Source organism: Neobacillus sp. BP17, from assembly GCF_059579525.1.
Window position 1 is genome coordinate 2,546,255 of the sequence record NZ_CM184198.1, and the last position, 13,269, is coordinate 2,559,523.

Below are 13,269 nucleotides of genomic sequence, written 5' to 3' on the forward strand. Positions count from 1 at the left end.
ATAACAATCATATTCTAAGTGTAAAACATAAAAGTATTGCCAATTCCGGCGGACATGTGACGAATGGTAAGTCGGTTCCATTCTCGTTTTGAGTAGGAAACAATTCGTATGGAATAACTTCCAATGGATCGGCTGTCAAAGGAAACACCAATTATCAGCTAAGTTTCACAATGGATAGTGATGCGGCATTTATACTTTGTCCCCCTAAAACCGGTAAAAGTGTATCTGTAGTCGTACCAATATTTCTTAGCTCAATGGTGGATTTTTTGGAAACATGGATAATTGCTTGTCCTATAAGCATGAGAGTCGCATTATTCACTTGCCTTGTTATGCCAAACTTTGTGAGATTTTCTGGCTTAGAAGAATCGTTTAAGAAAATACCATATACAGAAGTGGATGCAGGTCCATCAATGAGTAATGTATATTCGATCTTATAGTCTCCCGATTTCAAAACTTTTATTGTACTGCGTGTCGTGGAAAATCGTATATTTTTCAATGAACCATGTTGATTAAATCGTATATTTTCCTGGGGATTTACTAAAATCGGCTCGGTTCCTACGAGTGCAAAATAGCCATAAGCTGCTGAAGAATCTTGCCTATTTCGATCAGACATTATTAAATCACCACCTTTTTAATCTACTAATATAGGATATTAGAGATTGTAAGAAATGCTTGTACAATTGTGTTACTTGAGATTTCTATCCTCATTTGGGTTGGCATGAGATGTGTATTCTAAATTGCGAAACAAAAGGAAGTACTTTTAGTTGCAAAACGTATGTTAACTGTTAATAAATCGAAAAGATAATTGTATAATAATGGTAAGAGGGGAGAGAGTATGGTGAATACATTTAAAGAGAAAAGAAAGGCCCGAAGAGACAAAAGGAAAGAAGAAGGGAAGGAATCCATTTGGTGGGAAGTCCTTGATATCTCTTTGGATTTAGTGGAATTAATTGGGCCAATTCTTATTCGGTCTGCTCGGTCAGTTACTAAATTTTTGGACCATCATTAATTACATACTAAGTGTTTATAATTACGTGCTGCTTGAAAATGATCATCATAAGTATATGGCTTTAGCTCTATATAACAGGGGCTAAGGCCTTTTTCTCGTTTTTTTAGGGGCTAGTATACTTGTACATCTATTTTCCTATGATATATAAATCATAATTCCTAGGCAGAATATTTGAATGTTACTCAAACATATATTATAATTTAGTTATGTAACATTGAAGGAGAGTAATGATTCGTTGGAAACAGTGGATGCACTTAGAGACTTAGAACAAATAAATGCCATGAAAAATTACCTTATGGAACATTCATATAGGGATTATTTATTATTTGTTGTTGGAATAAATACAGGGCTTAGAATATCTGAACTGCTACTGATTAAGGTAAAGGAACTTTTTAATGGGGATGGGGAAATGAAGGATTTTTATCATTACTCTGAACTGGAGAGTGAAAGGAGGAAGTCGGTTTATTTAAACAAAAGAGTGAAAGAAGCGGTAAATTCTTACTTAGACCAGGTCAACAGTGAACAACAAATTTATTTATTCCAATCTCGTAAATTTAAACAACCGATTACACGACAACAGGCCTATCGAATCATCCATGATGCAGCTGTTAAGGTAGGTATTGAAGGAAAAATCGGGACGAATTCACTAGCAAAGACCTTCGGATATCATGCCTTTAAACAAGGTGTCTCGATTGCACTCTTACAAAAACACTTTAACCATTCCACACCATCGGAGACACTTAAATTTTTAGGAATAACAAAAGAAGACCTGATTACCACTCAGATCGATGTAAATTTATGAGTAGAAAAAATCTATTGGAGAAAAAGTCAGAGATACAGTTGAAAAGTAAAGGGAAGAGAGGAAATATATGACTACAAACAAAATACATAAAACTAATAAACTAAAATTTATTCTGCGCGGATTAATGGTCGTTATCGGGGGATTATTTGCTGCCTATGGACTAGAAACGGTTCTTATTCCTAACCACGTATCAGATGGAGGAGTGACGGGTCTTAGTATCGTTGGATCAGAACTATTTGATTTACCATTGGGTGTTCTCATTGCTGTGATCAACATTCCCTTTATCTGGTTGGGATATAAGCAAATTGGAAAAAGTTTCGCGTTATTTTCGATTATCGGGATTGCTTCCCTAGCGGTTGGAACCAGTCTCTTGCACCATACGCCTGCTATTATTGAGGGCGATACGTTGTTAGTGACCGTGGTTGGCGGTATTATCCTTGGTTTTGGGATGGGGTTAGCCTTACGTAATGGCGGTGCATTAGATGGAATTGATATGCTGGCCGTCCTCTTATCTCGAAGATTACCATTTGGTACCAGTGATCTCATACTTTTCTTAAATATATTTGTCTTTATTTTCGTTGGCATCGCATTTGGTTTACAAGGGGCGATTCTATCGGCCATTGCTTACTTTATTGCTTCGAAAGTGATTCACATTGTGGAAGAAGGGTTAAGCGGTTCTAAAACCTTCAATATTATTACCACCCAGCCTGAAATAATGGTGGAGACCATCCGCGATCGTTTAGGCAGAAGTGCAACGTATAAAGAAGCTTATGGCGGCTTTTCCCATGAAAAATTTAAAGAAATCACCTGTGTCATTAACCGCTTAGAAGAAACAAAGTTAAAAGAAATCATTAATGAACTGGATCCAAAATCCTTTGTTACCGTATATGACGTAGCAGAGGTGAAGGGCGGTAATTTCAGAAAGCACAACATTCATTAGCTGAATGGGCGAGATCAGAACCTTGAAAAGAAAAGAATGCACAATTTGTCGATAAATAGGTGAAAAAATTAAGATAATAGTTTATAATCATTTAGTCATAGAAATTAATATATAATTGCATTTATGCAAACGAGGTTCTAGCCCCCCTCATTAAAAAAACTAAGATGAAGCAGTACTTCTATCTTGGGGTACTGTTTTTTCTATTTGAAAGGAAGTATAGAAAGAAATGTTGAAAAATGAGAAGGCCATTGTTGTATTTAGTGGTGGACAAGACAGCACCACTTGTTTATTTTGGGCATTAAAACAATTTAAAGAAGTAGAAGTCGTTACGTTTGATTACAATCAAAGGCATAGTTTAGAAATTGAATGTGCCAAAAATATAGCCAATGAGCTTGGTGTAAAACACCATATTTTAGATATGGCCTTACTAAATCAATTAGCCCCTAATGCGTTAACGCGTTCAGATATTGAAGTGACTGATGGCGGTGAAGGGGAACTTCCCTCCACATTTGTGCCAGGTCGGAACCTTTTATTCCTAACTTTTGCAGGTGTTTTAGCTCGTCAAGTTGGAGCGAAGCATTTAGTCACAGGTGTATGTGAAACAGATTTCAGCGGTTACCCGGACTGCCGTGATATTTTTATTAAATCATTGAATGTTACGTTAAATCTTTCGATGGACGATAACTTTGTCATTCATACCCCGTTAATGTGGATCAACAAAGCACAAACATGGGCACTAGCGGATGAATTAGGCGCATTGGATTTTGTGCGTGAAAAAACATTAACCTGCTACAACGGTGTGATTGCGGATGGATGCGGCGAATGCCCAGCCTGCGTATTAAGAAAAAGAGGGCTTGAAGACTTTTTAAATGGGAGGTTTTAGCGATGGGTTTTCGAATCGTTGATAAACTTCAAAAAATAAATGAGGACATTCATCCACATCAATTAAAATATCATCATAAACGTGTACTTGTAAGCAAAGAATTCACCTTCGATGCTTCGCATCACTTGCATTGTTATGAAGGGAAATGCAAAAATTTGCACGGCCACACATACCACGTTATTTTCGGAATCAGCGGATTTGTTGATGAACGCGGCTTAATGATTGACTTCGGTGATATTAAAGAGATTTGGAAAAATGAAATTGAAATATTCCTTGATCATCAATACTTGAATGAAACCTTACCATACATGAATACAACCGCAGAAAATATGGTGGTTTGGATTTATGAGAAAATGAAGGAAGCATTAGATACAGAAGAGCGGATGGAACAATATCATGGAGCAAGAGTGGAATTTGTCCGTCTCTTTGAAACTCCGACCAGCTATGCAGAAGCGCGAAGGGAGTGGATGGAGGAATGAGCAAGATTCCTGTGTTAGAAATTTTTGGCCCCACCATCCAAGGAGAAGGGATGGTCATTGGTCAAAAAACAATGTTTGTACGGACCGCCGGCTGTGATTATTCTTGCAGCTGGTGTGATTCTGCTTTTACATGGGACGGCAGTGCCAAAGAAGATATTCAGCAATTGAGCGCAGATGAAATTTGGGCTGAATTAAAAAGAGTCGGTGGCGATAATTTCTCGTTTGTGACGATCTCAGGGGGAAATCCGGCACTGCTTAAAAATTTAGATGGGTTTATTGATTTACTAAAAGAAAAAGACATCAAGATTGGGATCGAAACACAAGGGAGTAGATGGCAAGACTGGTTCTTAAACATTGATGAACTAACGATTTCACCGAAACCGCCAAGTTCCAATATGATCACCAATTTTGAAATCTTAGATTCTATTTTTCAAAATTTAAACGACAATGATTTTAAACATCAAGTGAGTTTGAAAGTCGTCATCTTTGATGAAAACGATCTTGAATATGCGAAAAAGGTTCATCATCGTTACCCAGAGATTCCTTTTTACCTTCAGGTTGGTAATGATGATCTTACGAATATGAATAACAATGAATTGATTCAAAAACTTCTGAATAAATATGAGTGGTTAGTTGATTGTGTGGTTTTAGACCCAGCGTTGAATGATGTTAAAGTATTGCCGCAATTGCATGCCTTGCTTTGGGGAAATAAGCGAGGCGTGTAAGAGGTTAGAAAGAGAGTAGGGATAGAATGAGAATCATAATATATTTAATTTCCATCGTAACGGCGAACGTGGTTACGGCAGCTTTTGCCCCATTGCAGATGGGGGTATTTATTGTCCCTATGGGTACCTTATTTATCGGAGCCACGTTTATCTTTCGAGACTTGGTTCAAAATAAATATGGCAGAAAGAAGACTTATATTTTCATAGGAACAGCTTTATTCCTTTCTGCGGTTGTATCATTCATTTTAGGGGATACACTGATTATCGTCTTAGCTTCGGCTCTCTCGTTTGCCGTGGCAGAAACAACAGATACAGAGATTTATACAAGATTGAAACTGCCGATGAGCTGGAGAGTTTTTTATAGTGGAGTCGTCGGGGGCTTATTGGATTCGGTGATCTTCGTCATCATTGGCCTTAGCCCGCTTGGAGCCAACTTCTTACCATGGGAAGCCGTTCCAGCAGCTATTCTTGGGCAAGTCATCGTGAAATCGATCATCCAGGGAATCGCAGCAGTAATTTTAAGCCAGGTAACTAACTCAATGACTAAACATGCACTGTCAAAATAATGTAAAATAAAGCTCCAAACCATGTTCAATCGGTTTGGAGCTTTTTGATAATCGCTGCAATTTATAGTAGATATAAAACAACTTTAGATCGCATAGGATTGTTTTGATTTAAGAAGATATTGTTCGATAAACTGAGCTAATCCATCATTTTCGTGGTGTCCTGTAATAAAATCAGCCGCCGCTTTAACCTTTTCACTTGCGTTCCCCATGGCTACACCAGTACCTACATGACGAAGCATCTCGATATCATTGGGTCCGTCTCCAATAGCGACAACTTCATTTGGACTGATTCGATATTCACGAAGGAGGCTTTTTAAAGCAGACCATTTCGAAACATTAGGTGCAAGCAATTCAAACCCGTCATTCCAATTGATGACTTCTGCTTCCTTGTTAAACAAAGCGGAAATGTTTGGACAAGGTGTACCTGTTCGAACACTATATTTAAGTACATCTTGATAATTTGCCTGTCTTAAATCTCCAATATAATGTGGCGGAATCCGCCCCACTTGTGTCCAATAATCAATTTCTTCATTTGTCTTCTTGCAATAAACACCATTTGCTGTATGGATAATAACATTCCAAGCACTTTCAGCTGTCACATGGTGGAATCGTTCATCGTTCAGTCGGACGGTTTTCATTTGTATTGTTTTTCCTGAATCTGCATCGTGAATAGCGGCACCATTCAAACAAATCATCGGTGTTCGTAATCCAAGTTCTTTATGGTAAGGAGCAGTTACTTCATAGTGTCGACCAGTAGCCAGAAACACCTTGACCCCCTGATTCATGAGCGTATTAACGGCTTCCATATTTCGGCTGGAAATGTTATTTGAGGCTTTTAATAGTGTACCATCCATATCAATAAACATTGCACGCACATTCATATATACTGCCTCCTCATTTGTTGTTAATCCAATCTTAACATCTGAATATTAAAGTCTTGTAAACTCAGTGTATAGATTAAATTAAGTTTAAGTGGAGGCAAATGATGAATCTAAAGGCGGATGGGCTTATGTAACCTTCCTTAAACCCTTCCATTCATGAATCTCTTGAATACCTTCCTCACAAACTCCAAAGGAACGCCAGGAACAAGTTTTACACACAATTTGAATATCGGAGGGGACAACAAACTTTCTGATGCATGATTCAACGTCTTCCCAATTCAGAATTTCTCCGACTTTAAGCCCTATTTTATCTAAGATTGCCTGATCTCTTTCATAAATATTTTCGTCCTGGCAGTGGTATTGACCAGAGTTGGGGTATTTTTCACACAACTGATCGGGACCCTTAACAATATGAATTAACGTCTTTGGGTTATTTCTCAAGGTTTGATGCAATCGTGTCATATTTTTTACGTATTCTTCTGAATAGCCCATTCCCCGATAGCCCAACAGGCAAAAAAGATGATGGCCTCGTAGTTTAAACATCTTTCTCCTCCTAGTTTATAGATGTTAACTATAAAAAACATCGAGTTAACATTGCTTTTTTTCATCATACCATATCATACTTAAACAATTGGACCCTTTTTTGTTTCATTTAGGGGAGTAAAAAATTCTATACACATAAATGTGTGTGCTGGTTTTATAAATTTTGTTCGAGGGATTGCTGTTTGCGTGCGACTGTTTTTTCATAAAAATATATTTTAAAATACCTTCATGGACTAAAGTAGGTTCCTAAATTTTTAGCGGATTTATTACACAAACAACTGGTTTATTTCTGCATTGTATGTGGTGATTGTTCCTTTTATTGCATGGATTTTTTAGGAGGTAAAACATGGATTACATTTCACCGAAAGAAGAGGTGTTAAAGCTGAACCCGTGGCCTAAAGGTACCATAGCTGCGGGTAGGCGTCATACAGTGGGGCTTAAATCGAATGGTACGGTGTCGGCTGTGGGTGATAATAAATATGGCCAATGTGATCTAAGCGGCTGGCGGGATATTGTGGCGGTTGCGGCAGGTAATGTGCATATGGCGACAAACACGGGTAATGCTCATACCATCGGCCTTAAATCTGACAGGACGGTGTCGGCTGTAGGTTGGAATAAGCATGGCCAATGCGATGTAAACGATTGGCGTGATATTGTAGCGGTCGCGGCAGGTTGGTGTCGTACCATAGGGATAAAATCGGATGGCACGGTGGTAGCAAGGGGCCGAAATAACGAAGGGGAATGCAATGTAAGCGGCTGGAATGAAATTGTGGCGGTGGCGGTGGGTGACTGGCATACGATCGGTCTTAAATGGGACGGGACAGTGGAAACTGTGGGTAACAATCGGTATCGCCAAGGTGATGTAAGTAACTGGTGCAATATTGTGGCGGTCGCAGCGGGATATCTACATACCATCGGTCTTAAATCGGATGGGACTGTGACGGCTGTCGGTTTGAATAAACATGACCAATGCGATGTAAGCGGCTGGAGAGGTATTGTGGCAATCGCGGTGGGTAGTAATCATACCGTTGGCCTAAAATCGGATGGTACGGTGTCGGCTGTGGGTTGGAATAAGTTTGGCCAATGTAATGTCAGTGATTGGCGTGAGATTGTGGCAATCGCGGCGGGTTGTGCCCACACCGTCGGCCTAAAATCGGATGGCACGGTGGTAGCAGTGGGTGATAATGAATATGGTCAATGTAATGTAAGCGGATGGAGCGGGTTATTGATTTGAAAAGTTGGTTAAAACCATCCGATATTTAGCCTATGTAAGAAGGAAAAGCCGCCAAATTGGCGGCTCTTCACGTTTAATGTTGGACTTGCTTTTGATGTTCCATTACCTTCTTGTGTGAAGGAAGGAAGAGAGTACAAAGGAGGTTCGTAATCCCAATAAAAAACACGAGGATAAATACAAGGTGCATCCCATGGGCGAGCGCCTCCTGGATCATCGTCATGACGTTCGCAGGCAGCTGATGAAGGGTGTCTGAGCTTAAGAGATTACTAATATTGTCTCCTCCACTCCAACTTCCCCCTGCATGTTCTTTTCCAAACGTAATCAATGAGTTGTTAAAAATAGTTCCAAATATAGCAACCCCAACCGTTTGGCCAATGGACTTAGTAAAGCTGTTTGATGCGGTTGCGGCTCCACGCATTTGCCAGCCAACCGCTGATTGAACGAGAACGGTGGTTGGGGTGGTCGCGTAACCCATGCCCAGACCGATCACAATCATAATTCCTACAAAATACCAATACGGGGAGTCAAGTTCCACAGCAAGCAGCCATGTTCCACCTAGGCCAATCAAAACACCACCAAGAATGGCTGTAAACTTTGAACCAATTTTATACATATACCGACCGGCAAAAGTTGCACCCAAAGGCCAGGCAATCGACATTGGCATAAGTGTCAATCCTGAGCTCGTCGCACTGTGGCCAAGAATCGTTTGAATCCACATTGGCAAATATACATTCACTCCAATTAAGACCGCACTAGATAGAAAACCGATGAGATTGGAAACAAGAATGACAGGAATCTTGAAAAGTGATGGAGGAAGCATCGGTTCCTTCACTTTGGTTTCGATATAACCGAACAACACAATAAAGATGACGGAAACAGCAAATAGGATATAAATAGCTGTCGAGTTCCATGCATATTTTTGTCCCGGACCCGCATTTAATAGTGCATATAATAAAGTGGATATCCCGATGGTAAAAGTGATAGCTCCTAAATAATCAATTTTACGGTCCTTTTTCAATTCAACGGTTTCGTGGAAGAACACGGTGATTAACACGAGCGAGACTAAACCGATCGGCAAATTTATATAGAAAATCCAACGCCAACTGATTTGGTCCACAAAGAATCCGCCTACCAATGGTCCAAGAAGACCGGCGATTCCCCAAACCGAACTAAAGACTCCCTGCATTTTGGCTCGTTGTTCACCGGGAAAAAGGTCACCAATAATTGTAAAGGTTAACGGCATAACCGCACCAGCACCAATTCCTTGAAAAGCACGGAACCAAATTAATTGATTCATCGTTTGGGCAGCTCCCGACAACATCGAGCCGACCACAAACAAAATAACCCCAAAGATAAAAACTTTTTTTCGGCCGAATAAATCAGCCAATTTCCCGTAAATAGGCGTCGTTACAGAAGTGGTAAGTGTGTAGATGGCAAATACCCAGCTGATTAATTTTAAGCCGCTGAGGTCACTGACAATTTGAGGCATGGCGGTACTGACAACCGTGACGTCAATGGCGACTAATAGGATCGCAACCAGCATCGCAACCGTAACCATTTTACGATTTGTCGTTGATTTTGACATGTTTTGTCTCCTTTATTTAAAAAAATGAAATAAAAAAATAGAAAATTTGTTAACTTTGTCAAGTTGTTGACTAAATTAGTTTAAGTTACCTTTGCAAAATAGTCAACAACTTGACTATATTAATTCACTGATTTAGTATAATCAATAATAAATAGACGCGGAGGTTTGTATGGAAGAAGTAAAAACGAATATAACGTTAGATATCTTTAGATTATCTAATCTCCTAAGCAGACATGGAGCTAAGATGGTCGCTGAAGTTGGACTGAGCAGCATACAGCAATGGGTGATTCTAAGGACGATCATAAATAGGGGAGAAATATCCATTGGGGACCTTAAAGAAGAATTGCTTGTAACGAAACAAAATATGACCGGGATGATCAATCGTCTGCAGCAATCCAATTTAGTTACGCTTTTCCAAGACCCTGAAGATAAAAGACGTACACGAGTAAAAATAACAGAGGAAGGGATTCGTGTGTATGAGCAATTGAAATCGTTACGGAATGATTTTAATGCCCAGTCTTATCATATATACAATGATCAAGAGATAGTGGTTTTAAGCGAATTACTCAATCGGCTCGTTGATCATTTGAAATAAAAACGTCTGCCCTATTGTGTACTTTATTTGAAATGATGAAGGAATAAAAGTAGGATGAGCCGAATAAATCATAAGGATCATGATTTTGTTGAATTTTCAAAATAAATGATTTGAATGATGAAACTAAACAGTGAGGAGATTGGTTGAATGCAAGTTGTAACCCAAATGTTTTTAGACCAACACGACATGCATTGGCATGAGAATGATTGGTTTGCATCCATGGATCAAGCGCTTCATGGAGTCATCGCAGCTGAGGCAGCATGGACAAGTTCGGGAATCAGCAATTCAATTTGGCAGATTGTTAATCACTTGATATTTTGGAATGAAGACGTAATCCATCGAATTAAAGGTACAGAGAATCAGCAAAAGGCAGAAAACAATGAAGAGACCTTTGGAAAACCGGGGGATCCAGAAGACGAAATTGGGTGGGCCCAGACAGTGCAGCGCCTTAATGAAGTCATGAATAAATTAAAAACGGTGATTGCGGATCTTGACGATGAAAAGTTAAAAGCTCCATATGCTGTTAACAGATATTCTATCGAGCGTTTACTTAGTCATATCATGATGCACGATACGTATCATATCGGCCAAATTGTTCTGTTGCGAAAGTTGCAATCCTCTTGGGGTGGCGTTGATTGGTCCTAAAGCACCATAATCCAACGGCCTTCCTCGCCAAGCCGTAGAAACAGGTGTGATAGTCAAATTTATTAGAACGTATTTGCAGAATAATCTTTCACATATTTCACTGTTCAACATCGGGCGCTTTTCTTAAAGAAGAAGGCGTCTTTTTGTGGATTTAGTTAAATGAGTTATAAAAAAGATTGTATAGTCCTGTACTTAAAAAAAATGAGAAATTAAACTGTTACAAAGAGGTGTTTGAAATTTTTAGGGGGAGCAAAATTGCGTAAGAAGTTTTTATTATTAAAAAGTTTTGGTTTAGCTTTTTTTCTTGTTCTAATGTTTATATCCAGGTTGAATATCATTCCCGATATATCTTGGAATATTCTTTATTCTACATCTGGAACAGCTCTTATTTTTCTAATTGTAGTAAACATTATGGAGTGGAAATATCAAAAAGGAAAAGAAAATATAGGTAAATAGTAAACTGGTTCCATTTCAAATTAAACTGCCATAAGGAAGGAAAAATGCGATGTTTCTAAGCGTTGCTTTTTATATGTCAATTATTGTAAGTTTGATGATTGTTACGCTTGGCATTAAGAAGAAAAATACGAAATATATCTGGATCGCTCTCTTTCTTTCTATCATTTCAACGATTTTAAGTTTGTGGTCGATTTGGATGTTTATTATTATTATTCCTTTCTTTTGCGTAGCAGCAATTTTAGGAATAACGTATTCAAAACGATGGTTTTTAGTATTTATTGCTGGAGTTTTAGCTTGGGGATTATTTTTATATTTTTATTAAACCACAATAAGACTTTTTTATGGGCTGGCAATTTTATTAAAACATATTAAAAAGAGTTTTCCAGCTTTTGCGGGGTAATATAAAAGGTGAGGTGGAGACTTCGAGTGGGGTCTTTATTTTTTGACGTGATAGGTGTTATCCGAGTTGTATTACTTGATGCCAATCATGACTTTATATATATAATAAGAAGGGGAAATAAACTAGAAAAGGTGATAATATGAGTCAATTATCTGAGTTATTATCTAACGAACATGATCAGAATGTTGAGGAATTAAAAGAATTGCTCAAAATTCCAAGCGTCAGTTCCTTATCCGAGCATAAAGAGGACATCCAAAAAGCAGCTTCATGGATTGCCAATAAATTAGAAAGCATCGGAATGGAACATGTGGAAATCATCCAGACAAAAGGCCATCCAATTGTCTATGCGGACTGGCTTCACCAGGAGAACGCCCCAACTGTCTTAGTGTACGGCCATTATGACGTGCAGCCGGTTGATCCTCTTCATTTATGGGAAACGCCTCCGTTTGAACCAACGATTCGTGATGAAAAGATCTTTGCCAGAGGGGCAACCGACGACAAAGGGCAGACATTCTTACATATCAAAGCAGTGGAAACACTTTTGAAAACAGAAGGTAAATTACCGGTAAACGTTAAGTTTTGCATCGAAGGAGAAGAAGAAATCGGAAGTCCTCATCTTCCGCCATACTTATCCGAAAATAAAGAGAAATTAGCTTGTGATGTAGTCGTTATTTCTGACTCAGATATGTGGGATAGAGGTGTTCCTGCCATCACTTATTCGTTAAGAGGTCTTTGTGCACTGGAATTTTCCCTAAAAACCGCCAATTCAGATTTGCACTCGGGCATGTTTGGCGGGGGAGTACAGAACGCCAACCATTTATTAGTCCAACTCCTTTCGACCCTTCATGATGAAAACGGAAAAGTAAATGTAGATCATTTTTATGATGATGTTGTTCTTCTTACAGATTTTGAAAAGGAACAAATTAAAGCGTTAGGATTTGATGAAGAAAAGCTAAAAAAATCATTAGGGTTAACCGATTTAACCGGAGGGGAAAACAATTTCCCATACCCTGAGAAAATCAGCTCCCGGCCAACCTTAGAAATCAACGGATTATGGGGAGGTTTTCAGGGGGAAGGAACAAAAACAGTCATCCCGAACGAGGCACATGCCAAAATCACTTGTCGTCTCGTCCACAATCAAAACCCTGAAAAGATTCAGGGATTGATCAAAAAACATCTAGAAGAACATGCGCAAAAAGGCTGCACCATAACAGTGTCTCTTCAAGATACGGGGAATCCATTCTTAACGCCGATCGACAGCCCGATGATTCAAAAAGCGGCCGAAGCGTATGAAACGGTTTATGGAAGAGCACCAGTTTACAAAAGAGAAGGGGGTTCGATTCCAATTGTATCGGATTTCAACCATTCTCTAAATGCGCCTGTTGTCTTAATGGGATTCGGATTGCCAGATGAGAATCTTCATGCTCCGAATGAACACTTTAACTTGGAAAACTTTGATAAAGGGATCTTAACGATTTGTTCGTTTTTAGAACTTCTTAAGAAGTAAAAAAGAAAGGGCGATGACA

17 protein-coding genes are annotated in these 13,269 nt (G+C 38.9%); 13 read left to right on the top strand and 4 right to left on the bottom strand.

The genetic code is table 11. The annotated features are described in order from the left end of the window. Window positions 1-154 precede the first annotated feature (154 nt). Window positions 155-613 carry a hypothetical protein gene (locus AC4QJR_RS12345; protein ID WP_496526358.1) on the bottom strand — a complete coding sequence of 153 codons (459 nt, stop codon included), beginning with the start codon at window positions 611-613 and terminating at the stop codon, window positions 155-157. 222 nt (window positions 614-835) lie between these two features. Between AC4QJR_RS12345 and AC4QJR_RS12350 the strand changes: the two genes are divergently transcribed. The 7 genes from AC4QJR_RS12350 to AC4QJR_RS12380 all read left to right on the top strand — a co-directional run bounded on the left by AC4QJR_RS12350 (window position 836) and on the right by AC4QJR_RS12380 (window position 5,404). Then, a complete protein-coding gene (locus AC4QJR_RS12350) occupies window positions 836-1,009 on the top strand; it encodes a hypothetical protein (protein ID WP_180230272.1) in 174 nt (57 codons plus the stop codon). 235 nt (window positions 1,010-1,244) lie between these two features. Then, window positions 1,245-1,811, top strand: coding sequence for a tyrosine-type recombinase/integrase (locus AC4QJR_RS12355; RefSeq protein WP_375376660.1), 567 nt, complete (start codon window positions 1,245-1,247; stop codon window positions 1,809-1,811). Between the two features lie 67 nt (window positions 1,812-1,878). Beyond that, window positions 1,879-2,751: a YitT family protein gene (locus AC4QJR_RS12360; RefSeq protein ID WP_496526359.1), complete on the top strand. Its 873-nt coding sequence runs from the start codon at window positions 1,879-1,881 to the stop codon at window positions 2,749-2,751. Window positions 2,752-2,980: 229 nt separating this feature from the next. Beyond that, a complete protein-coding gene (gene queC, locus AC4QJR_RS12365) occupies window positions 2,981-3,634 on the top strand; it encodes a 7-cyano-7-deazaguanine synthase QueC (protein ID WP_335541818.1) in 654 nt (217 codons plus the stop codon). 2 nt (window positions 3,635-3,636) lie between these two features. After that, a complete protein-coding gene (gene queD / locus AC4QJR_RS12370; RefSeq protein ID WP_098576589.1) occupies window positions 3,637-4,113 on the top strand; it encodes a 6-carboxytetrahydropterin synthase QueD in 477 nt (158 codons plus the stop codon). Next, a complete protein-coding gene (gene queE / locus AC4QJR_RS12375) occupies window positions 4,110-4,838 on the top strand; it encodes a 7-carboxy-7-deazaguanine synthase QueE (protein ID WP_496526360.1) in 729 nt (242 codons plus the stop codon). Before queD ends, queE begins: the two co-directional genes overlap by 4 nt. A 26-nt stretch (window positions 4,839-4,864) precedes the next feature. Further along, window positions 4,865-5,404, top strand: coding sequence for a VUT family protein (locus AC4QJR_RS12380; protein ID WP_098576591.1), 540 nt, complete (start codon window positions 4,865-4,867; stop codon window positions 5,402-5,404). Window positions 5,405-5,487: 83 nt separating this feature from the next. On the opposite strand, the gene AC4QJR_RS12385 is transcribed toward AC4QJR_RS12380, so the two are convergent. After that, the gene (locus AC4QJR_RS12385; protein WP_496526361.1) at window positions 5,488-6,285 is read right to left on the bottom strand and encodes an HAD family hydrolase; all 798 of its coding nucleotides are present in this window, start codon (window positions 6,283-6,285) and stop codon (window positions 5,488-5,490) included. 126 nt (window positions 6,286-6,411) lie between these two features. Next, the gene (locus tag AC4QJR_RS12390; RefSeq protein WP_496526362.1) at window positions 6,412-6,828 is read right to left on the bottom strand and encodes a DUF1284 domain-containing protein; all 417 of its coding nucleotides are present in this window, start codon (window positions 6,826-6,828) and stop codon (window positions 6,412-6,414) included. Between the two features lie 346 nt (window positions 6,829-7,174). Between AC4QJR_RS12390 and AC4QJR_RS12395 the strand changes: the two genes are divergently transcribed. After that, a complete protein-coding gene (locus AC4QJR_RS12395) occupies window positions 7,175-8,062 on the top strand; it encodes an RCC1 domain-containing protein (RefSeq protein WP_496526363.1) in 888 nt (295 codons plus the stop codon). A 73-nt stretch (window positions 8,063-8,135) separates the two neighbouring features. On the opposite strand, the gene AC4QJR_RS12400 is transcribed toward AC4QJR_RS12395, so the two are convergent. After that, entirely contained in the window at window positions 8,136-9,647 is a 1,512-nt protein-coding gene (locus AC4QJR_RS12400) for an MDR family MFS transporter (protein WP_496526364.1), read from the bottom strand. A 169-nt stretch (window positions 9,648-9,816) separates the two neighbouring features. On the opposite strand from AC4QJR_RS12400, the gene AC4QJR_RS12405 reads away from it, so the two are divergent. The 5 genes from AC4QJR_RS12405 to AC4QJR_RS12425 all read left to right on the top strand — a co-directional run bounded on the left by AC4QJR_RS12405 (window position 9,817) and on the right by AC4QJR_RS12425 (window position 13,250). Beyond that, window positions 9,817-10,242 carry a MarR family winged helix-turn-helix transcriptional regulator gene (locus AC4QJR_RS12405; RefSeq protein WP_098576594.1) on the top strand — a complete coding sequence of 142 codons (426 nt, stop codon included), beginning with the start codon at window positions 9,817-9,819 and terminating at the stop codon, window positions 10,240-10,242. Between the two features lie 147 nt (window positions 10,243-10,389). Next, the gene (locus AC4QJR_RS12410; RefSeq protein ID WP_496526365.1) at window positions 10,390-10,887 is read left to right on the top strand and encodes a DinB family protein; all 498 of its coding nucleotides are present in this window, start codon (window positions 10,390-10,392) and stop codon (window positions 10,885-10,887) included. Window positions 10,888-11,142: 255 nt separating this feature from the next. Then, the gene (locus tag AC4QJR_RS12415) at window positions 11,143-11,343 is read left to right on the top strand and encodes a hypothetical protein (RefSeq protein WP_496526366.1); all 201 of its coding nucleotides are present in this window, start codon (window positions 11,143-11,145) and stop codon (window positions 11,341-11,343) included. A 49-nt stretch (window positions 11,344-11,392) separates the two neighbouring features. Then, window positions 11,393-11,665: a hypothetical protein gene (locus tag AC4QJR_RS12420; RefSeq protein ID WP_375376649.1), complete on the top strand. Its 273-nt coding sequence runs from the start codon at window positions 11,393-11,395 to the stop codon at window positions 11,663-11,665. Window positions 11,666-11,882: 217 nt separating this feature from the next. Beyond that, entirely contained in the window at window positions 11,883-13,250 is a 1,368-nt protein-coding gene (locus AC4QJR_RS12425) for a dipeptidase (protein WP_496526367.1), read from the top strand. The last annotated feature ends 19 nt before the right edge of the window (window positions 13,251-13,269 follow it).